Below are 20,980 nucleotides of genomic sequence, written 5' to 3' on the forward strand. Positions count from 1 at the left end.
ATTGTCGTAGTATCGATATCGCGACCAGATTTCAAGCATTTAGATGGCAATTGACATGAAAAAACTGCAATTAGCAACAAATCTTGTAGTCCCCATGCTGATCGGCCTGGCAAGCCCCATGCTTCATGCACAGCCTGTGCAATCCTCGAGCAGCGCCCTCTATCTGCAATACGGCTCGGCGGAGCACAGCACCGACAGCTGGACGGGCGGCGTCATCCTCCCCTGGAACTGGAGCTACGCCCTTGGCTCGGGTCGAATGACGGGTTACTGGGATCTCTCTGTCAGCCGCTGGTCGGCCGACTATCAGGGCGGCAATCGTTCAACCTGGGTTCTGGGAGCACAACCCACATTACGCTGGCGCCCCTCTCAAGGCCAGTCTCCCTGGTTCCTCCAAGCCGGCCTGGGCGTGAGCTATGCCATCAACCACCGCTTCATCACCGATCACAAGGAATTTTCGACCCGCTACAACTTTGCCAGCCATATAGGCATCGGCTACCTGTTTGGCGAGCAACTGAAAAACGAGATCAGCCTGCGCTTCGAGCACCAGTCCAATGCAGGCATCAAGCGCCCCAATCCGGGAGAGAACTTTCTTCAACTGCGATACGCACGCCACTTCTGAATTCCCGGGGCAGCGCCATCCGGGTCGACCTGGCCGCCCAACGGGCGGCTTTTTTCATGCTTTGCAGCAGTCGCACGACCTGTGAATAAACATGGTGATAAAAGACATGGAAATTTTCTGTTTTCCACAGACAGGCTGGCTTCTGAAAAGTTGTTCCCAAATCAAGGACATCGGCAGCCCATGTCAGGCCACAGACTTTTATAAAACGTAAGTTATTGATTTTTAATGATCAAAAACACTTATCAACAATTAAGTGGACTACTTACTATTACTACTAAGTAAAAAGATAAGACTAGAAATAACAACTTTGGTCGAAGTTTACACAGCAATCGGACATGGACTGAATAAAAAAGGAGGTCGATCAGGTCGGCTTCAAGAAGTTCTTGCTACATCACACCCTCGATATCCGATGTGCTCAAGCATGGCTTCATCAGTTGTTCACTATAAAAATAGTAGCTAAAAACTCATATATATCAATAGATACAGAGTGTTTATTGACAATCAACGAGTAAATGAATTTCTGTGGATAACAACCTATCAACTTTCATGTTTTCCACAAAAATATGGAAGAAGCCAAAGTTGTTCATGAATCAAGGACAGCAGCAACCGTCATTTGTCTCCATGTTTGTCATCACACAAGATGCTTGATTTACCTTGAGTTTTAGAAGTTATCAACAGCAGGTGCCAAGTCTTACTACTACGACTATATTTTTATAAAACTTCTAAAGAACAACTGAAGGTGAAGCCGCTGGAAAGAGTCAGACCCATGCAGAATTGCGGCTGATCAGGTGCTCCAATCCCTTTGATTCAGAGGGAAGTCCAGAAAAAAAGGGCTTTGGGAAAATTGACGCGCCAGATCTCGAAAAATTGGCGTAAGATGCGCCTCCTCAATGATTGGAGGTGGGGATAAATTCCCGTCCAAGAGTCTTTGAAGCGACTGTTATCCACAGAATGTTATGAACAGCTGGGGGAAACTGGCCAGAAGTGCGTGCAATCGATATCAGCCATGATTGCGCCCTGCTCATTCAAAAAAATTCAATGATCTATAGATCATTGTTTTAAAAGAACTTTTCGCTTGTCGGTGAAGCAAGACTCGGCCCAGATGTGGCAAGCGCTGGGAAAGTGCGGCACCCGCCAACACCGACAGGTCTGAAATCCTGAGTTGCTCAACAGCCATGAGGTCGACAGCGCACCTGCCCGGCTGCGCCGCTTCGGGCAAGACCTTGCGGGTTGCCAGTCCTGCAAGACGGATGCCGTCTCGCATTGCCCGGCAACTGTTAGAAAAATTACAACTGCGCGGAGTGCACCGGGACTGAGCGAAAGTGCGCAGGAAGGGCGCTGCAGCAGTGCAGAAAAGAGCCATGCTGCAAAGGCCTGGAGCGCTGAAAACCTGCCTCAGGAATGGCGCAAAAGAGCAGCGAAACGGCCTTGGATCAGCAGTGTGAAAGGCGCGCTTCGCTCAGGACGTCAAGGCATTGAAACAGGGCGCCGTTGCAGCGTGAAGGGCGGCAGGCCCTTGATGAGCAATTGGCCGTAGCTGGTGCCCGTCAGGCGGCGGTCATAGCAGTACACATGGGCCTGGTCTTCCTCGGTCCGGATGGCACGGCCTACCCACTGGGCCAGGCGAATGGCCGTGGCCGGCACCACCAGCTCGTTGAAGGGGTTGCGGCCGCTGCTGCGCAGCCATTCGGCTCTTGCCTCGCCAACAGGGTCATCGGGCGGAGCAAAGGGCAGCTTGGTGATGAACAGGGACTCGCAGAGCGCTCCGGGCAGGTCCAGTCCTTCGCCAAAGGACTGCATGCCGAAGATGATGGAGGGCTCGCCCATCGCCACGGCCTCACGATGGCGTGCCAGCAGAGTCTGGCGGGGCAGGGCGGTCTGCACCAGCACCTGGTTGCGCATGCTGGTGGAAAGCGCGTCCACGGCCTGGCGCATCTGCTCGCGGGATGTGAACAGGACCAGTGCGCCGGCCTCTATGCGGCTCAGATCGTTCAACAGGGCCTCGACCATCTCCTCGGTAAAGCGGGCGGCTTCGCGCGGGTCTGAGGCCGTTTCACGGGCCACCAGCGTGCCCTGGCGCGCATAGTCGAATGGGCTGGGCACTTCCAGCGTGGTGACAGAGGCGTCATTGGTCAGCCCCGCTTCGCGCAGAAAGAAGTCGAAGTGGCCGCAGCTGGTCAGCGTGGCGGATGTCAGCACCGCACCGCGTACCTGCGACCACAGGTGCTGGCGCAGGGTGGATCCGGGCTGTATGGGGCTGGCATGGGCCTTGACCACGATGAACTCGCCGTCCATCTCCAGCGTGAACCACTTGGCATGGGGCACCATCTTGCCGTCGCCATCGCTCTCGTTGTTCTGCAGCAGCAATTGCGTGGTGTTGAAGATGGCTTCCAGCCTGGGCGCCAGGGCGCCTACCTGCGCATAGACGGTGGACAGGCGCTGTGCTTCCTCGGGTTGTTCCTTGATTTCGGCACGCAGAGCCTTGGAGACGGCACGCAGCGCATCCAGAAAGCCGTCGGCATGGTGCGCAATCTGTCCCAGAGGCTCCAGAAGGGCCTCTGGCAGCATTCCGCGGGGTGCCCGTACCCTGGCTGGCCCATAGCTGTCTTTCTGCGATTTGAGAGTCTCTCCGTAGTGCTCCATGACCAGCCGCGCCAGCTCCTGCATCTGCTGGCGCAGCTGACCCGCATGCTTGGGCACGTCGGCCAGTTCCTCGACTTCGGCGACCTGGTTCACGCGCAGCGCACGGCTGGCCAGCTTGTCGATCCAGCCCAGGCGGCTCAGATCCATCTCGCCGGCAAACTGGTCCAGAGCCGTAGAGGGCAGGTGGTGGGCCTCATCGAGCACGAGCAGGCAATTGTCCAGCTCGGGCAGCAGCTTGGAGCCCAGCGAGGAAAGCAGCAAATCATGATTGGCGACAATGACTTGCGCCGCCACCAGGTCTTTGCGGCGTTCGTAATAGACGCAGTTGCCGAAGGCTGGGCAGTGCTTTCCGGTGCATGAAGAGGACTCGGCTGCCACGGGGCTCCAGGCCTCGGCCTCAGGCGGGGTCTCCAGCGAATCGCGGTCGCCGTTCCAGGCCTCCGTGGCCAGCGCATCGGCCATGGATTTGTAGAACTGCATGCGGGCCTGCAGTTCATGCTGAGGACGGCTGAACTTGGTCTGGCCCTGCTCATCGCCAAACAGATCGTCCATCTCGTCCTGTGCTTCCCCCGTGCTCGCCAGACGTTCCAGCTTGAGTTTGCAGACAAAGCGGCCACGCCCCTTGGCCAGTGCGAATTTGAATGGCTGGTCCAGCTTTTGCGCCAGGGCCGGCAAATCCTTGTTCACCAGCTGTTCCTGCAGCGCCACCGTGGCTGTGGAGATCAGCACGCGCGTGCCGCGTGACAGCGCCATGCGAATGGCCGGAATGCTGTAGGCCAGCGATTTTCCGACCCCGGTTCCGGCTTGCACGACAGCGATGGCACGACGCGGTTCCGGCTCGCCTTCATCGACTTTTCCGAGCTGGGCCTGACTCAGCGTTTGCGCGATCTGGGCCGCCATTTTTCGCTGTCCATCACGACTGCGAAACCCCGGCATGGCCCCGACCACGGCATCAAAGGAATTCAGGGCCTCTTCAGCCCACTTTTTTTCATGCATTTCAGCGTTTTTTGAGACGCAAAGACGCTGTGCTTTGGCGTTTTATAAGTATTCGTACAGAGATATGTATCAAATAAGATTGAATTTCTTATGTGATACGGCATACAAAACAGGGGAGTTTGTATGTTCTGCGCTTGTATCCAGTGGGCGGTTTCAATGAAACTTTTCCACCACTTGTATGTGACTTGTTCATTGTAGTTGTGGATTCCGTCCATGGTAGTTACCAAGAAACTTATCCACAGGGAGATCCGAGAATTGGCCTGTACATATCCTGGAGACAACCATGTATTCATGTCTGTGGATATGGTTGTTAAATTTTTATGAATAAAAAACTTTTTCTAGATTTCGATACTGCTGATGTTTTTCGGGATCTGCATAGTTTTCAAGCGCTGTGAGTAAGTTTGTCCATGGCTTACATCGCTCTTGCAGGGTATGGAGTTCTCGGTTTATCCACAGGTTCGACGGATCTGCTTCTGAAGGCATTCAGGCTCTGAATTTTCCACTGATGACGGTCATACCGCTGGTTTGTATGCCAGAGCGGTCATTTCTGTTGAAATCCGTGGTGCAGAGGAGGGAGGGGCGCAATCTATCCACTGCGTGGATAACTTCAAAGCTCTACTTTTAATAGTAGATATCCATTGCTTATCAATGGATTGATCGTGTTTTCTGAGGAATTCAGATATGAGGCGTGGCCTTGGCTTAGGTCACGATTTTTGGCTACTTTTAATACTCATGTATGAAAAAATACATGAAAAATGCCTGTTTTTTGAGCAATTGACAGATGCAGTCAATGAATTGCCTGAAAAACGGGCAATTCATCAAGTCTGCAGGCTGATTTCCCTGTTCAGCCCTGGCCCGGCTGCTCTCTGGTCGTTCTCGTGCCTGTGTGCCTGTGTTCGGTCTTACCAAACCGTAATGCGTGTGTCATCCACGCAGCTGGGGGCTGTTCCTAGCATGGTGGCATCACTGCAAGTGAAGCCGCGGACCAGCTCGTCACTTGCCAGTCATGGAAAAGGGTGAACGATGAACAAAAGCCTTGTGGGACTGCCGGGAGCGGCACATTTACCAAACTGGACATGGGCAAGACTGCCGGTGGTGGCTGCGGCCATTGCCGTGGCGGGTCTGTTGGGTGGCTGTGATGCCTCCAAGGCCACCGAGGAAGCGAAGAAACCGGTTGCGCAGCTGCCCAAAGGCTTTATTCAGGTCAAGCCGGAATCCGTGAAGATGCTGGAGATCGCGCCCGTGGCCGATCCGCAAGGGGTGCAGATGGCCTGGGCTCCTGCGCACGTGGCATTTGTCGAGGATCGTGTGGCTTCGGTTGCAGTGCCGTTATCGGCGCGTGTCGTGGCTGTCAATGCGCATGTGGGCGATATGGTCAAGGCCGGTGATTTGCTGGCGACGCTGGTCAGCCCCGATGCACTGCGCACCCGCTATGACGTGGCTGCGGCCAAGACTGCACACGACGTGGCTGTGGTGGAAGCCCAGCGCCAGCAGACCATGGTGGACAAGGGCGTGGGCGTGGAAGTCGATCTGCGTGCCGCGCAGGCCAAGCTGCGTGAAACCTCGCAGGAGCTTGGTCGTGCACAGGGCACGGCAGCGCTGCTGGGCTCCGGTGGCGGCGATCGGATCGAGCTGCGCGCACCGCGCGCCGGCATCGTGGCCGAGCGCAAGGCCGTGGTGGGTACCGCTGCCGAGCCGGGAGCGGCGCTGTTCATGATTGGCGATCCCCAGGCCATGAATGTGGTCGCTGAGGTGTTCGAGTCCGATCTGCCAGGCATTCGTCTGGGCAGTTCCGTACAGGTCGAGGTACCGCAGCTGCCCAAGCCGATCAAGGGCACGGTCCGTCATCTGGGGGCTACGCTGGACAAGGAGTCGCGCCGCGCTGCCGTGGTGGTGGAGCTGAGCGAACAGAACCCGGTGCTGCGTCCCGGCATGCAGGCCAAGGTGGGTGTGCAGTTGTCGAATCTGCAGGAGATGCTGATTCCCGTCACTGCCGTGCTCATCAAGGATGAGAGCCGCAGCGTGGTCTATGTGCAGCATGAGAACAACCAGTTCGAGGCACGCGTGGTGACGCTGGGGCGTCCATCGCGCGGCATGGTGCCGGTGATCAGCGGCCTCAAGGTCGGTGAGAAGATCGTGGTGCGTGGTGGCCTGCTGCTCGACGGCGCGGCCAGTCAGCTGCTGTAGTCCCGGCAGGAGTCTGAACCATGCTGCGTTCATTTATTGCATTTGTCGTCCATCGCCGGCTGCTGGCGCTGTGCGCCACGCTGGCGATTGCCATCTATGGCGTCTACGCCTATCTGCAGACGGCCATCGAAGCCTATCCTGACGTGACCAATGTGCAGGTCGGCGTGATCACCCAGGCTCCTGGCCTGGCTCCTGAAGAGGTGGAGCGCCAGATCACCCAGCCGCTGGAGCGCGAGCTCAACGGCACGCCGGGTCTGATATCGCTGCGTTCGGAGAGCTATTTCGGTCTCTCCATGATCAACCTGGTCTTCAACGACGACGCGAAAAGTTTCACCGCGCGCGCCGAGGTTTCGCAGCGTCTGCCGCAGGCGGATCTGCCCAACGGCGTGACGCCTGAAATGGCGCCTGACTACACGCCGCTGGGCAAGATTTTCTACTATCGCCTGCAAAGCGACAGGCACACTCTGGCGCAGCTGCGCACCGAGCAGGAATGGCATGTGGTGCGCGTGCTCAAGCAGGTGCAGGGCGTGGCCGACGTGGTGAGCATTGGCGGCTTCGTCAAGGAGTTCCACGTTGAAGTGGACCCCGAGAAGCTCTACAGCCTGGGTCTGTCGCTGGACGATGTGAGCGATGCACTTTCCAAGTCCAACCGCAACGTCGGTGGTGGCCTGATGCGCCGCGGCGAACAGTCCTTCATCATTCGCGGTATCGGCCTGTTGCGCAATCCGCAGGAGATTCAGGATGTGGTCGTTGCCATGCGTGGCAAGGCTCCCGTGACCATCGGTGACGTGGCGCGTGTCGCGCAGTCGCATACGCCGCGTCAGGGCTCGGTGGGCATGGACGACCAGAACGATGTGGTGCAGGGCATTGTGCTGCTCAAGCGCGGCGCCAACCCTTCCATCGTGCTCGATGACATTCATGCCAAGGTCGATGAGCTCAACAGTGGCGGCCTGCCTGAAGGCATGCACATGGTCACCAACTATGACCGCTCCGATCTGGTGGGCCATACGCTCAAGACCGTGCAGCACAACCTGCTGTTCGGGGCCACGCTGATCGTGGCCGTGCTGTGGCTGTTCCTGCGCAGCCTGCGTGGCTCGCTGATCGTGGCCACCGTGATTCCGCTGTCGCTGCTGGTGGCCTTCATCGGCCTGCACTGGCTGGGCATGCCCGCCAATCTGATCTCCATGGGAGCCATCGACTTCGGCATCATGGTGGACGGTGCCGTGGTGCTGGCCGAGAACATCATCCGCAATGCACGCCAGCGAAAGCCGCAGACGGCGAACGACATGCGCCACATCATTGTGGATTCGGCCGTTGCTGTGGCCAAGCCCACGCTGTTCGCCATGGCCATCGTGATTGCGGCGCTGATTCCCGTGTTCTCGCTGCAGAGCATCGAAGGCCGCATCTTCCGCCCGCTGGCCATGACCTACAGCTTTGCCCTGCTGGGTGCGCTGGTGTTTGCCATGGGGCTGGTGCCCGCGCTGTGCGCCCTGATGCTCAAGCCCAAGCATGTGATGGTGGAAGAGCCCAAGATCTTCGACCGCGCGCATCATGGCTACCAGCACTGGATCGCCAAGGTGCTGGGCGCCGCCAAGCGCCGCATGGCTGTGATTGCCGTGTTCGTGAGCGTGCTGGTGGTGGCCGGGGTTTCAGCCAAATGGCTGGGCACCGAGTTCCTGCCCGAGCTCGATGAGGGCGATGCCTATGTGCTGGTACAGATGCCTGCCTCCATCTCGCTGGAAAAAGGCCAGGAAGTGCTGCGCGATGTGCGTCTGCGTCTCAAGGTCTTCCCCGAGGTGATCACCGTTACCACGGAGCAGGGACGCCCCGAATCGGGAACCGACAACGAGACGCTCAATCTGGCCAAGGTGCTGGTGCGCCTCAAGCCTCATGGCGATTGGCGCAAGGGCTTGACCAAGCCCGCGCTGATCGAGGAAATGCGTGCGACGCTGGGTGAAATCCCCGGCGTGGCCTTCAACTTTGCGCAGCCCATTCGCGACAGCGTGGAAGAGTCCACATCGGGGGCGCGCGGCCAGGTGGTACTCAAGCTGTTCGGCCCCGATATTCCCACCCTGCGCGGCATTCTTCAGCAGACCAAGTCGCTGGTGAAAGGCATCGACGGAGTGGTTGACCTGGACCTGTATCGCGATGCTCCGGCACCGCAGGTGCATGTGCAGTTCGATCGCCAGGCCCTGGCACGCCAGGGCATCGCCATGGAAGACGCGCAAAAGACGCTGGAAGTGGCCCTGGCAGGCAATGTGGCCACCACTCTGTGGGAAGGTGAATTCCCCGTACCGGTGCGCGTGCGTCTGCCCTATGTGGACCGCATGGACGAAGAGCGCATTCGCAACATCGCCATACCGCTGCCCGATGGTGGTTCGGTCCCCCTGGGATCGGTAGGTACGGTCAGCATGAAGATCGGCAACTCCTCCATCTTCCGCGAAGGCAATGCGCGCTATATGGCGCTCAAGTTCAACGTGGAAGGCCGCGACATCGGCTCGGTGGTGAAGGACACGCTGGCCACCTTCAAGCAGAACGTGAAGCTGCCCGAAGGCTACCAGGCCGTCTGGGGCGGCGAGTGGGAGAACCAGCAGCGTGCGGCTGCACGCCTGAAGGTGGTGGTGCCGCTGTCTCTGGTCATCGTCTATGCCCTGCTGTTTGGCGCGCTGGGTCAGGCCCGCAGCGCCGGCATCATCCTGTTGTGCGCGCCGTTCGCCATGGTGGGTGGCATCGCAGCCTTGCATCTGGCACACATCGAACTGTCCATCAGTGCGGCAATCGGCTTTATCGCCTTGCTGGGGCAGGTGGCCCTGGCGGGCTTGCTGGTGGTCTCTGCGGTCGAGGATTTGCGCCGCCAGGGCATGCCCTTGATGCAGGCGCTGATCGAAGGTGCAGCCGAGCGCATGCGCTCCATCATTCTGGTGGCGTTGCTGGCGCTGCTGGGCCTGCTGCCTATGGCACTGTCTACCGGCGTGGGTAGCGAAACCCAGCGCCCCTTTGCCTCGGTCATTGTCGGCGGCATGGTGGTTCTGCCACTGGTGGCGCTGGTGTTGCTGCCCGTGCTGTATGCCTTGCTGGGCCCCAAGAGCATGTTGACGCAGGAAGAACGTGATGAAAGCGCTCAAGATGAATAAGTGGCACTCTCTGGCCATGGCCGCAGCACTGTGCTGCGGCGCTTTCAGCGGCACAGGCCATGCTGCCGAGGCTATGGATGCAGCCGCACAGAGCAATGCTGCAGCGGGCCGTCTGGCGGCCCCTGCACAGCCTGTGACCCTGCAGGAATATCTGCGCATCGTCGTGCAGAACCAGCCCAATCTGGCGGCAGATCGCATGCAGCTGGATCTGGCCAAGGCAGACAGCAAGACGGCTGCCACCATACCCAATCCCGCCATGCACTACTCCAGCAAGCGCGGAGAAAAGGAATGGGGTGTGGAGCAGGCCGTCCCCATCTTCGGCCAGCGCGGCATGCGCATCGAGAACGCCAGGCTGGGCGAGAAGGCCGCCGCGGCCAATGCAGATGTCGCAGTCGCCGTCACCATGAGCGATGCAGCCCATGCCTTCAATGAGCTGCTGGTGGCCCAGCAGCGCTATCAGGTGTGGTTGGCTGCCCGTGATGAGCTGGAGAAGGCCGGCAACATCGTCAAGGGCCAGATCGAGGCAGGCACGCGCAGCCGCTATGACGGCGCGCGCCTTAACCTGCAACAGGCACAGATGAGCATGCAGGTCAGCAAGGCCCAGGCCGCCTTGCGGGATGCTGCATCACGCGTGGCCAGCATTGCCGCCTTGCCGCAATGGCAGGTGCGTGTGGAAGGCAGCCTGCAGGCCACTGACATTCGCAAGGCAGCCAGCTACGAGCAGCTGTGGAACCAGGCGCAGAACCAGTTGCCGAGTCTGCGTGCCGCGCAGGCCGAGCTCGACAGGTCGCGCCAGAAAATCAAGCTGGAGCAGCGTGAAGCATTGCCCACGCCATCCTTTGGTCTGGCCCGCATTCGCAACAGCGTGGACGGCAGTTTCAACCAGGTGGGCGTGAGCGTGGAGATCCCGCTGTTCGACCGCCGTCAAGGCCCCATCGAGCGCGCCAAGGTCGAGGCCGATCAGGCCGAGCTGCGCCGCGATGCGGCTGTGCTTGCCGCCCAGTCCGAGTTGCAGCGCGCCCTGCAGCAGCTGTCGCTGCGCCGAACGGCCGTGCGCGACTACGAGAAGGAAGGGCTGGCGCAGATTGCGCCGCTGCACCAGATGGCACAAGACGCCTACAAGCTGGGCAAGGGCACGATTCTGGAGCTGATCGATGCACTGGGCTCGATCACCGAGCACAGGCTGGAGCATCTGGAGCTGGTCAAGGACATGCTGGATGCGGAATGGGAAGTGCGTCTGGCCAGCGGTGATCTGCCACAGGTGCAGCCTTGAGCGAGGCGAGGGAGATGGCACAAACCCCTGTACCACCTCCTGATGCTGCTGCATCGCCGGCTGCGAAGGTGGAGGCAACGGCTTATAGTGTCTGTCCACCAACGGCCAGAGACAGACTCAGCATGTACCGCTACCTCATCATCGAAGACGATGCGCTCAACGCGCGTTACATCGCTGAAGGGTTGCGCCAGCAAGGCGCGCATGTCAGCGTCTGCGGTGACGGCGTGCAAGGTATTGCACAGGCCGTTGGCGAGAACTGGGATGTCATCATCCTCGACCGCATGTTGCCCAATGGCTTTGACGGGCTGCAGATTCTGCAGACACTGCGCTCCATGGGAAAACAGACGCCGGTGCTGGTGCTCAGTGCCTTGTCTGCCACGGACGAGAGAGTGCGCGGGCTCAAGGCCGGCTGCGATGACTATCTGACCAAGCCCTTTGCATTTTCCGAGCTATCGGCAAGGCTCGAAGCCCTGGTGCGCCGCGCCCAGATCCCGGCTCCCACGCGCGAGATGCAGGTGGCCGATCTGCGCGTCAACCTGATTTCGCGCAGCGCAGAGCGCGCCGGCCAGCCGCTGTCGCTGCAGCCGCGCGAGTTCCGCCTGCTGGCGTTCCTCATGCAGCACGCGCACCAGATCGTCACGCGCACCATGCTGCTGGAGTCGGTCTGGGATTACCGCTTCGATCCGCAGACCAATGTGATCGACGTGCACATCAGCCGCCTGCGCAGCAAGGTGGACAAAGGCTTTGCCACGCCTCTCATCCATACCGTGCGCGGTGTGGGCTACAGCCTTTCGGACCAGCCGCAAGACCTGCCCGAGGTGGTCTGATGATGCGCTCCAGACCCTGGAGTTCGCTGGCCTTCAGGCTGGCTCTCAGCTATGGCGGCCTCCTGGTTCTGACCATGGCCATTGTGCTGGCCGTCTTCTATGTGCAGACCGTGGGCGTGGTGCGGGTGAGGCTCGACAAGCAGGCCGAAAACCATGTGCGCAGACTGACCGAGCACTCAGCCAAATACGGCCCTGGAGCACTGGAAAGCGAGATATTGCAGACCATTCGTGACGGTGTGAATACCGACACGGAAATCCTCATTCTCATGAACCCGCAGGGCGAGACCATTGTCAGCAACGCCGAGGTCTATCCTCCGCGCAAGCTCAGCATCATGGGCGTGCGCGAGCTGACCGTGAAGCGCAACGGGCGGCTGATGGTGGGTCGGGTTGCCGTGGTCGAAATGCCCAATGGCAATCTGCTGGCCGTAGGCAGCGACATGCAGCTGCAGCGCGACATGGAGGAGCTGTTCGGTCAGGCCAGCTTGCTGGCGGCCGTTGCAGCCTGCATCATGGCCCTGATAGGTGCCATGGTCTTCAGGCGTGTGGTGGATGAGCGCGCGGCAGCCATTCGCAACACCATGTCGCGCGTTGCAGCGGGCGATTTGCGCCAGCGCATTCCGGTCGATCAGCGCGGTGATGAATTCACGCTGCTCAACCGCGATATCAACTCCATGCTCGATCGGCTCGAGCAGTTGATGGAAGGCATACGTCATGTCTCCAACAGCATTGCGCACAATCTCAGAACGCCGCTGACGCGCATCCTGCTGCGCCTGCGCAACGCGCAGCAGGCCAGCCCCGAAATGCAGTCCGCCACGCTGGCGCTGGTGGCCGAAGAAGTCGCTGAACTCGGTGTGGTGTTCGAGAAGCTTTTGCAGATTGCCGAAGTGGAAAGCGGAGCCAGCCGCAAGAGCTTTGCGCCGGTTGACCTGCAGGCCTTGCTGGTCGATGTGGTGGACTTCTACGAGCCGCTGGTGGAAGACGCCGGCGGCATTCTCAGGCTGGATGTGCAGCAAGGCGTTCAGGCCCTGGGCGATGGTGACTTGTTGGCCAGTGCCGTCTCCAATCTTGTCGATAATGCTATTAAATACGGAGCATCATCCGATGATGTTCATGGCGCTGACGTGCTGTTGCGTGCGGCCCCGGCGCAGGAGCAGGGCAGCGATGGCGCATGGGGGGTGGAGATCACCGTGCAGGACCAGGGACCGGGCGCAGATCCTCAGACCCTGGAGAAAATGACCACCCGTTTCTATCGCGCAGAATCGGATCGCCCAGGCTACGGACTGGGCCTGGCCAGCGTGCTGGCCATTGTCCAGCTGCATGGCGGCAAGCTCAGTTTTCACAACGCCAATCCGGGCATGGTGGCGCGCATCTGGCTGCCTGCTGTGGCCGATGTCTGAAGCGCTGCCCAGAAGCTTTCAGATCTGCGAAAGCGCCTTGTTGCCGTAGGCGCAGAACCCCGGTTTGGGCCCCTTCTTGGGATGCAATCTGCAGGTCTCCGGGCGTTTTTCATAGACCGTGCAACGGCGCGTGTTCTTGTCCAGAAAATTGCAGTCTCCGCCTGCCCGGCGGGCCATGGTGAAGATCTCGTGCTTGGGGTTGAAGTGGTCGATCAGGCGCATCTTCAGCAGCCGCTTGGCGATCAGCTTGGGCTCGATGTTTTCGACCTCGAACGGGTCCACCAGCTCCAGGCGCACCAGATCCGGCAGGCGTACCTCCAGCGGCATGGTGCAGCAATTGGCTGCGCAGCTGTCGCACATGCCGGCCTTGTACTTGCTCCAGGTTTCCAGGCGGTCGACGTCAACAATGCGGATGGAGGATTTCATTTCGGGTGGGGCACTTCTGGGAGAAGCGCGATGCTGCCATGAGATGTCGATGTCTGCCTTGCGCCATTGCTATGAGCAGACCCGGTTCATGGGATTGAGCCGGCTGCGTAGCAGCCTACACTGCATAGGCACATCACCATCCACGGGAGAACGATTTTGGCAAGCCAAACCACGCTTTACTACGCAGCTGGCACCTGCGCGCAGGCAGTACTGATTGCGCTTTATGAGGCCGATGCCCAGTTCACGCTCAAGACGCTGAGCTTTGCCGACAACGAGCAGCGCAGCCCCGAATACCTGAGCATCAACCCCAAGGGAAGAGTGCCCGCGCTGGCCACGGAACACGGCGTGCTGACCGAGACTCCCGCGCTGCTGCTGTATGTGGCGCAGACCCATCCGCAGGCAAGGCTGGCGCCGCTTCATGATCCCTTCGCGTTGGCGCAGATGCAGGAGTTCAATGCCTATCTGGCATCGACCGCGCACATCGCCCACGCCCACCGTCCGCGCGCTTCGCGCTGGGCCGACGACGAGGCCGCCCAGGCCGCCATGCGCGCCAAGGTGCCGCAGAACATGCGCGAATGCTTTGCCGTGATCGAACAGCACTATCTGGGCGACAAGACCTGGGTGATGGGCGAGCAGTTCACCGTAGCCGACGGCTATCTCTACACCGTGGCCGGCTGGCTCAAGGGCGACGGCGTGGACATTGCCGAATTCCCGCGCGTGGCGGCCCATTTCGAGCGCGTGAAGGCCAGGGCTTCGGTGAAGAGGCTGGGCTGACAGTATTTCAAATGTCTGACGTGAAGGGATAAGAAATACGCCTGCCAGCGTATCGGTGAATTGCCATAGCGCTTGTGATGAGGGCTATGGCAGGCCTGATTGCGTCCCAATGGGAGAGGGCCATAGGCTCTCTTCGCGGTACGCGATAGCGCGATCACTCGCTCAAAAAAGTGGGCGAGGAAATCATGGGTCTGAGCCAGGCTGGCACTTACAGGGTCCAGGCCATGGGTAGTGGAACGGTGCCGGAAAAGGAAAAAAGCCTATTCGGCAGAAATCATCGAAAAGGTGAATGGCGTGTTCGAGGTCGAATTGACCGACGGTGAGCAACTTCTGTATGTCGGTGGTGTGCTTAAGGGCCAGTTGTTGGAAGAGCAGATGCTGGTCAAGCGGTCTGCAACGAGCAGTTCAACAGCTCACCGGATCTGCGCAATTCGCTGTGCAACACCATCATGAATGGCCTGGGGTGATCGGCAAATAAGGTGCAACTAGACATTGAGTTCAGAGTGGCTTCCGTGTATCTGGGCAACTTTATGCAATGCTGAAGGCAAAGGCGGATTTGGATTCCCGGAACCAGCGTAGTTCCGCTGCAGCAGCACGGCCCAGAGCTGGCAAATCCCATCTTGTGAACATCGGGTGTGATGCTGAAATTGCTCGAATTTCAACGCAAATCAGCCTGAAGCGATCTCCTGGTAGCCGCTAGCCGCTATCAGATCCATGGCCTCGGTGCTCTTGGCTTTGGCCACAGTGGCAGGCGTGTGCCTGATCCTGGACCGTCCCGGGGTCTCCAGAACCACTCTCCCCTTGGCGCACATGCATGGGCCATTGCGTGCGCTAGGCGTTTTCACACTGCTTTTGATCCGTGACACGGTATTTGTCATCCCCTTTGAGGCTAGGGAAAACAATGATTTTGGATATATTTATTTTTAAAGTAATACGTGCCATATTCATCCAAAATCATAAATGCCCGTTCCCACGCGGGCCCTGTGAAGGATCTTGCGATGGCAGAACGCTCGTTTGTCGAAGAGGTCAAGAAGCTGCGCCTGGGCGCGGGCGAGGTATTCCACGGCGAGGGCATCCTGGCAGTGACCAAGGCTCTGCTGGAGTCGGGCGTGAACTACGTCGCGGGCTACCAGGGCGCGCCCATCTCGCACCTGATGGACGTGCTGGCCGATGCGCAGGACATCCTGGCCGAGCACGGCATCCGCTTCGAGAACAGCGCCAGCGAGGCCACGGCCGCCGCCACGCTGGCCGCGTCGGTCAACTACCCGTTGCGCGGTGCCGTGACCTTCAAGGCCACGGTGGGCACCAACGTGGCGTCCGATGCACTGGCCAACCTGGCCTCGGGCGGCGTCAAGGGCGGCGCGCTGGTGATCGTCGGCGAGGACTATGGCGAGGGCTCGTCCATCATGCAGGAGCGCAGCCACGCCTTCGCGATGAAGTCGCAGATCTGGCTGCTCGACCCGCGCCCCAACCTGCCGGGCATTGTGCAGGCTGTGAAGGACGGCTTCGAGCTGTCCGAGGCCAGCAACACGCCGGTGATGCTGCAGTTGCGCATCCGCGCCTGCCATGTGCACGGCCAGTTCACCGCCAGCGACAACCGCCGGCCTGCCTACACCATCGAGCAGGCCATGGCCCGGCCGCAGCGCGACGTGGACCGCATCGTGCTGCCGCCGGCGAGCTTCCTGCACGAGCAGGAAAAGCTGAAGCAGCGCTGGCCGGCGGCGGTGCGCTTCATCGAGGAGCGTGGGCTCAATGAGTTCTTCGCTGAAGGCTCGGACGACATCGGCATCGCCTGCCAGGGCGGCAGCTACAACACCCTGATCCGCGCGCTGCAGCAACTTGATTTGGCCGATGCCTACGGCAACACGCAGATTCCGCTGTATGTGATGAACGTGGCCTATCCGCTGGTGGATGGCGAGCTGCTGCGCTTTTGCGAGGGCAAGCGCGCCCTGCTGGTGGTGGAGGAGGGCCAGCCCAACTTCGTCGAGCAGAACGTGGCGACCATCCTGCGCCAGGCCGGCTCGGCCACCCAACTGCATGGCAAGGACGTGCTGCCCGCCGCGGGCGAGTACACCACGGCCGCCGTGTTCAAGGGGCTGCGCGCCTTCCTCGAAGCACATGGCCGGCTGCAGCCGCAGCCCGCGCCGCGCAAGATCATTCCGCTGCAGCCTGCTCCGCCGGAGCCGGAGCGCCCGATTGAGGCCAGCGTGCAGGCGCGCCCGCCGGGCTTCTGCACCGGCTGCCCCGAGCGGCCGATCTTCACCGCCATGAAGCTGGTCGAGCGCGAGCTGGGCGAGCACCATGTAAGCGCCGACATTGGCTGCCACCTGTTCTCCATCCTGCCGCCCTTCAACCTGGGCAACACCACGATGGGGTACGGCCTGGGCGCCGCAGGGGCGGCGGCCTTCAATCCCCCGCAGCCGAAGGAAGGTGGCAAGCGCGTGATCTCGGTCATGGGCGATGGCGGCTTCTGGCACAACGGCCTGACCAGCGGCATCGCCAACGCGGTGTTCAACAAGAGCGACAACCTGACCATCGTCGTCGATAACAGCTACACCTCGGCCACCGGCGGGCAGGACATCCTCTCGTCGGCGGCACAAAACCCCACGCGCAGCACCAACCATGCGATCGAGAAGGCGGCGCGCGGCGTGGGCGTGAACTGGGTGAAGACCGTGCGCCGCACCTATGACTTGAAGACCATGGTCGGCACGCTGCGCGAGGCGCTGACCACCAAGGAGCAGGGCCCCAAGGTGCTGGTGGCGCAAAGCGAATGCATGCTCAACAAGCAGCGCCGCATCAAGCCGCAGCAGCGGGCCGCGGCAGCGCGCGGCGAGCGCGTGGTGCGCGAGCGCTTCGGCGTCGATTCCGACACCTGCACGGGCGACCATTCGTGCATCCGCCTCTCCGGCTGCCCGTCGCTGTCTATCAAGCCCAACCCCGATCCGCTGCGCACCGACCCGGTGGCGACCGTCATCGACAGTTGCGTGGGCTGCGGCCTGTGCGGCGAGGTGTCGCACGCGGCGGTGCTCTGCCCCTCGTTCTACCGCGCGCAGATCGTGAGCAACCCCACGCGCTGGGACCGCCTGCGCCAGCGCCTGCGCGGCGCCGTGATCGGCTGGCTGCAGGGCCGCGACCAGCGCCGCCTCGACCGCCATGCCTTTTGAACTGACACTGCCATGAAAACCCAACCCATCAAGATTGCGATCCTCGCCATGGGCGGCGAGGGCGGCGGCGTGCTGGCCGACTGGATCGTCGATCTCGCGGAGCACAACGACTACATCGCCCAGACCACTTCGGTGCCCGGGGTGGCGCAGCGCACCGGCGCCACCATCTACTACGTCGAGCTGTACCCGGCGGAGCAGGCGCGCCGCGACGGGGCGCAGCCGGTGCTGGCGCTGATGCCGCTGCCGGGCGACGTAGACGTGGTGCTGGCGTCCGAGCTGATGGAGGCCGGCCGCGCGGTGCAGCGCGGCCTGGTCACGCCGGACCGTACCACGCTGATCTCTTCCACGCACCGCGTCTATGCCATCGCCGAGAAGACGGCCATGGGCGACGGCCGCGTGGACGACGCCCAGTTGCTGGCCCATGCCGGGCGAGCCGCCAGGCGCTTCGTGCGCTTCGACATGGCCGCGGCCGCGCAGGCCAGCGGCAGCGTGGTGAGCGCCGTGCTGTTCGGCGCGCTGGCGGGCACGGGCGTCCTGCCCTTCAACCGCGCGCAGTTCGAGGCCACGATCGAGCGCGGTGGCGTGGGCGTCAAGGCCAGCCTCAGGGCCTTTGGCGGCGCATGCGATCAGGCGCAGCAGGCGGACAGTGCATCGCCTGCAACGGCAATAGCCGCAGCCGCCGTGGCCACGCCGCGCGATCCCCAGGTGGCGGCGCTGCTGCAGCGCGTGGAGCAGGGCTTTGCGGCCGACGCGCGGCCAGTGATCATCGAGGGCGTGCGCCGCATGCTCGACTACCAGGACCCGGACTATGCCGCGCTCTACCTTGACCGTCTGGAGCGGGTGCAGGCGCTGGCCGAAGGCTCCGGCCTGCTGCTGCGCGAGACGGCGCGGCATCTCGCGCTGTGGATGAGCTACGAGGACACCATCCGCGTGGCCGACCTCAAGACGCGCGCCCAGCGCTTTGCGCGCGTGCAGTCCGAGGTGGGGGTGCAGCAGGGCCAGCAACTGGCGATCAATGAATTCATGCACCCGCGCATCGAGGAGATCTGCGAGACCCTGCCGGCCAGCCTGGGCCGCTGGCTGCAGCGCCCGCATGCCGTGCACCGCCTGCTGGCGCGCTTCACGCGCGAGGGCCGTGTGGTCGTCACCAGCTCGCTGCGCGGCTACCTGTTGCTGTGGGGCCTGTCGCGGCTGCGCGGCATGCGGCGGCGCACGCTGCGCTACGAGATCGAGAACACGCGCATCGAGCAGTGGCTGGCGCACATCGAAGCGGCCGCGCAGCACAACCCCGCGCTGGCGGTGGAGGTGGCGCAGTGCCAGCGCCTCGTCAAGGGCTACAGCGACACCCATGCGCGCGGCCTGGCCAACTACCTGCACCTGATGGACGCGGTGCGCGCAGCGGGCCGGCGCCTGGCCCCGGCCACGCTGCGCGAGCTGCGCGAGGCCGCGCTGGCCGATGAACACGGCAAGGCATTGCGGGCCGCGCTCGCGCGCCATGCCCTGGTCTGAAGGAGAACCTCCATGGAAACGATTGCTGTCGAAGTCGTCGCCGCCGACCAACTGAATCCGCTGATCCGCCGTTTCACGTTGCGCGCGGCGGATGGCGGCCTGCTGCCGGGCTTTGCCGCAGGCGCCCATGTGCGTGTGCAGGTGGGGCTGCAGGGGGAGGCTCAGGGTGAGGTGCAGGACTGGCGCCACTACTCGCTGGTGAACACCGATGCCGGCGCCGATACCGGCCTGCCGCAGCCGCACTACACCATCGCGGTGCGCCGCGAGGACGAGGGCCGTGGTGGCTCGCGCTGGATGCATGGGCTGCAGCCGGGTCAGTGCATCGCGATCGAGCCGCCGAAGAATGATTTTCCGCTGGGCGCGCACGTGGGCTGCGCGGTGCTGGTGGCCGGGGGCATCGGCATCACGCCATTGGCCAGCATGGCGGCGGCACGCCGCGCCGCTGGCCTGCCGGTGCGCATGCTCTACGCGGGCCGCAGCCGTGCGCTGATGGCCTTTCTGCCAGAGCTTCAGGCCCTGCTTGGCGAATCGCTGGCCGTGCATGCCGATGAAGACCAGGGCGCGGCGCTGGATGTGGCCACCTTGCTCGATGGCTGCGCCGGCGAGGACCAGCTTTATGTGTGCGGCCCGCGCGCAATGCTCGACGCAGTGCTGGCGGCCACCGATGCGCGCGGCTGGCCGCGCGAGCGGGTGCATTTCGAGCTGTTCACCACGCCGGTGGCGGCCGTGGGCGACCAGCCCATCGATCTGGTGCTGGCACAAAGCGGCCGGCAGCTCACCGTGCCGGCCGGCCAGTCGATCCTCGACTGCCTGATCGAGCACGGCTGCGATCCGCTGTTCGACTGCAAGCGCGGCGAATGCGGCGTCTGTGCCGCCGAGGTGATCGAAGGCGAGATCGACCACCGCGATGCTGTGCTCAGCGCCGCCGAGCGTGCCGGCGGCAAGGTGATGCAGATCTGCGTCTCGCGCGCCCGCAGTGCACGGCTGGTGCTCGATCTCTGAGCCTGCGCTTTGCCTCTTTGCCTCTCCCACCGATCCGATTCCAGGAGCCTGCGATGAAATCCACCACTCTGTCCCGCCGCCAAGTGCTCTCCCTGCTGCCGCTGGCAGCGGCGCCCTCGCTGGCTCTGGCCGATGGCAAACCCATCGAATGGGTGGTCGGCTACGCCCCCGGCGGCGGCTCCGACACCGTGGCGCGCATGCTGGCCGAAGCCATGGGCAGGTCCATGGGTCGCAGCATCATCATCATCAACAAGCCCGGCGCCGGCTCGAACATCGCGGGCGACTACGTGGCCAAGGCGCGCGACGCGGAGCATATGGTGTTCACCGCGGACTCGGCCGTGATCGCGGCCAACCCCTTCCTCTACAGCAAGCTGACCTACAGCGCGGAAAAGGACTTCGCGTCGGTGGGCACCATCGCCCGCTTTCCGCTGGTGCTGGTCGTGCAGCCGAATGCCAAGCCCAGGAATCTCAAGGACTTCATGGCCTGGGTGCGCAGCGATCCTGCGGGCATGAGCTACGGTAGCCCCGGCACCGGCAGCCCGCACCACCTGGCGACCGAGCTGTTTCGCCAGCAGACCGGCCTGACGCTGACGCACGTGCCCTACCGCGGCGCGGCGCCGGCCATTGCCGACGTGGTCGGCGGGCAGCTGCCGTTCATGTTCGTCGATACCTCCAGCGGCGGCGCATTCATCACCTCGGGCAAGGTGCGCGCCATCGGCGTGGCCAGCGCCCAGCGTCTGGCCAGCATGCCCGACATCCCCACACTGTCCGAGCAGGGACTGTCCGGCTTCGAGGCCTCGGCCTGGCAGGCGCTGGTGGCGCCTGCCGGCGTCAGCGCCGCGACGGTGAAGACGCTGAACAAGCACCTGGTGGACGCGTTGAGCTCCGCCGACATCCGCGCCCGCATGCAGACCCTGGGTATCGAGCCGTTGCCCGGCACGCCGCAGGAGCTGGCGCGCTTCGCAGCCCAGGAGCGTGAACGCTGGGGCCGCGTAGTGCGCGAAGCCAACATCAAGCTGGACTGAAGGA

General features: G+C 62.0%; 14 protein-coding genes. 12 read left to right on the plus strand and 2 right to left on the minus strand.

Going from position 1 to position 20,980, the window contains the following annotated elements:
- Positions 1–55: 55 nt before the first annotated feature.
- Entirely contained in the window at positions 56–619 is a 564-nt protein-coding gene (locus EIC84_RS12500) for an acyloxyacyl hydrolase (protein WP_034362061.1), read from the plus strand.
- A 1,467-nt stretch (positions 620–2,086) separates the two neighbouring features.
- Here EIC84_RS12500 and dinG read toward each other — a convergent pair.
- Positions 2,087–4,258, minus strand: a complete 2,172-nt coding sequence (gene dinG / locus EIC84_RS12505; protein ID WP_003065309.1) for an ATP-dependent DNA helicase DinG — start codon at positions 4,256–4,258, stop codon at positions 2,087–2,089.
- A 1,023-nt stretch (positions 4,259–5,281) separates the two neighbouring features.
- Between dinG and EIC84_RS12510 the strand changes: the two genes are divergently transcribed.
- The 5 genes from EIC84_RS12510 (at position 5,282) to EIC84_RS12530 (ending at position 13,076) form a co-directional block, all read left to right on the plus strand.
- A complete protein-coding gene (locus EIC84_RS12510; protein ID WP_034347924.1) occupies positions 5,282–6,445 on the plus strand; it encodes an efflux RND transporter periplasmic adaptor subunit in 1,164 nt (387 codons plus the stop codon).
- Positions 6,446–6,465: 20 nt separating this feature from the next.
- Positions 6,466–9,579, plus strand: coding sequence for an efflux RND transporter permease subunit (locus EIC84_RS12515; RefSeq protein ID WP_003065314.1), 3,114 nt, complete (start codon positions 6,466–6,468; stop codon positions 9,577–9,579).
- Positions 9,557–10,852 carry a TolC family protein gene (locus EIC84_RS12520; RefSeq protein WP_003065316.1) on the plus strand — a complete coding sequence of 432 codons (1,296 nt, stop codon included), beginning with the start codon at positions 9,557–9,559 and terminating at the stop codon, positions 10,850–10,852. Before EIC84_RS12515 ends, EIC84_RS12520 begins: the two co-directional genes overlap by 23 nt.
- 122 nt (positions 10,853–10,974) lie before the next feature.
- Complete coding sequence (locus EIC84_RS12525) at positions 10,975–11,679, plus strand: response regulator transcription factor (RefSeq protein WP_003065317.1); 705 nt, start codon at positions 10,975–10,977, stop codon at positions 11,677–11,679.
- On the plus strand, positions 11,679–13,076 hold the full coding sequence (locus EIC84_RS12530; RefSeq protein ID WP_003065318.1) for a HAMP domain-containing sensor histidine kinase: 1,398 nt from the start codon (positions 11,679–11,681) through the stop codon (positions 13,074–13,076). The genes EIC84_RS12525 and EIC84_RS12530 overlap by 1 nt, the downstream gene beginning before the upstream one ends.
- Positions 13,077–13,094: 18 nt before the next feature.
- Here EIC84_RS12530 and EIC84_RS12535 read toward each other — a convergent pair whose 3' ends face one another.
- Positions 13,095–13,502 carry a YkgJ family cysteine cluster protein gene (locus tag EIC84_RS12535; protein ID WP_003065319.1) on the minus strand — a complete coding sequence of 136 codons (408 nt, stop codon included), beginning with the start codon at positions 13,500–13,502 and terminating at the stop codon, positions 13,095–13,097.
- 156 nt (positions 13,503–13,658) lie between these two features.
- On the opposite strand from EIC84_RS12535, the gene EIC84_RS12540 reads away from it, so the two are divergent.
- The 6 genes from EIC84_RS12540 (at position 13,659) to EIC84_RS12565 (ending at position 20,976) form a co-directional block, all read left to right on the plus strand.
- Positions 13,659–14,276 (plus strand): glutathione S-transferase family protein, encoded by a 618-nt coding sequence (locus EIC84_RS12540; protein WP_003065321.1) that lies wholly within the window; start codon positions 13,659–13,661, stop codon positions 14,274–14,276.
- 231 nt (positions 14,277–14,507) lie between these two features.
- Entirely contained in the window at positions 14,508–14,729 is a 222-nt protein-coding gene (locus EIC84_RS12545; protein ID WP_131361319.1) for a hypothetical protein, read from the plus strand.
- Between the two features lie 545 nt (positions 14,730–15,274).
- Positions 15,275–17,440, plus strand: a complete 2,166-nt coding sequence (locus EIC84_RS12550) for an indolepyruvate ferredoxin oxidoreductase subunit alpha (RefSeq protein WP_003065327.1) — start codon at positions 15,275–15,277, stop codon at positions 17,438–17,440.
- A 12-nt stretch (positions 17,441–17,452) separates the two neighbouring features.
- Positions 17,453–18,949, plus strand: coding sequence for an indolepyruvate oxidoreductase subunit beta family protein (locus EIC84_RS12555; RefSeq protein WP_003065329.1), 1,497 nt, complete (start codon positions 17,453–17,455; stop codon positions 18,947–18,949).
- Positions 18,950–18,961: 12 nt separating this feature from the next.
- Positions 18,962–19,951, plus strand: a complete 990-nt coding sequence (locus tag EIC84_RS12560) for a PDR/VanB family oxidoreductase (protein ID WP_003065333.1) — start codon at positions 18,962–18,964, stop codon at positions 19,949–19,951.
- A gap of 53 nt (positions 19,952–20,004) precedes the next feature.
- Complete coding sequence (locus EIC84_RS12565) at positions 20,005–20,976, plus strand: tripartite tricarboxylate transporter substrate binding protein (RefSeq protein ID WP_003065336.1); 972 nt, start codon at positions 20,005–20,007, stop codon at positions 20,974–20,976.
- Positions 20,977–20,980: the final 4 nt, after the last annotated feature.

Origin of the sequence: Comamonas sp. A23, from assembly GCF_004522605.1 — a bacterium.
GTDB classification, from domain to species: Bacteria; Pseudomonadota; Gammaproteobacteria; order Burkholderiales; family Burkholderiaceae_C; genus Comamonas; species Comamonas thiooxydans.

What these genes read in the sequence shown, in the direction of transcription:
- EIC84_RS12500 (WP_034362061.1), top strand. Translation starts at nt 56, where the DNA reads ATGAAAAAACTGCAATTAGCAACAAATCTTGTAGTCCCCATGCTGATC.
- dinG (WP_003065309.1), bottom strand. Translation starts at nt 4,258, where the DNA reads ATGCATGAAAAAAAGTGGGCTGAAGAGGCCCTGAATTCCTTTGATGCC.
- EIC84_RS12510 (WP_034347924.1), top strand. Translation starts at nt 5,282, where the DNA reads ATGAACAAAAGCCTTGTGGGACTGCCGGGAGCGGCACATTTACCAAAC.
- EIC84_RS12515 (WP_003065314.1), top strand. Translation starts at nt 6,466, where the DNA reads ATGCTGCGTTCATTTATTGCATTTGTCGTCCATCGCCGGCTGCTGGCG.
- EIC84_RS12520 (WP_003065316.1), top strand. Translation starts at nt 9,557, where the DNA reads ATGAAAGCGCTCAAGATGAATAAGTGGCACTCTCTGGCCATGGCCGCA.
- EIC84_RS12525 (WP_003065317.1), top strand. Translation starts at nt 10,975, where the DNA reads ATGTACCGCTACCTCATCATCGAAGACGATGCGCTCAACGCGCGTTAC.
- EIC84_RS12530 (WP_003065318.1), top strand. Translation starts at nt 11,679, where the DNA reads ATGATGCGCTCCAGACCCTGGAGTTCGCTGGCCTTCAGGCTGGCTCTC.
- EIC84_RS12535 (WP_003065319.1), bottom strand. Translation starts at nt 13,502, where the DNA reads ATGAAATCCTCCATCCGCATTGTTGACGTCGACCGCCTGGAAACCTGG.
- EIC84_RS12550 (WP_003065327.1), top strand. Translation starts at nt 15,275, where the DNA reads ATGGCAGAACGCTCGTTTGTCGAAGAGGTCAAGAAGCTGCGCCTGGGC.
- EIC84_RS12555 (WP_003065329.1), top strand. Translation starts at nt 17,453, where the DNA reads ATGAAAACCCAACCCATCAAGATTGCGATCCTCGCCATGGGCGGCGAG.
- EIC84_RS12560 (WP_003065333.1), top strand. Translation starts at nt 18,962, where the DNA reads ATGGAAACGATTGCTGTCGAAGTCGTCGCCGCCGACCAACTGAATCCG.
- EIC84_RS12565 (WP_003065336.1), top strand. Translation starts at nt 20,005, where the DNA reads ATGAAATCCACCACTCTGTCCCGCCGCCAAGTGCTCTCCCTGCTGCCG.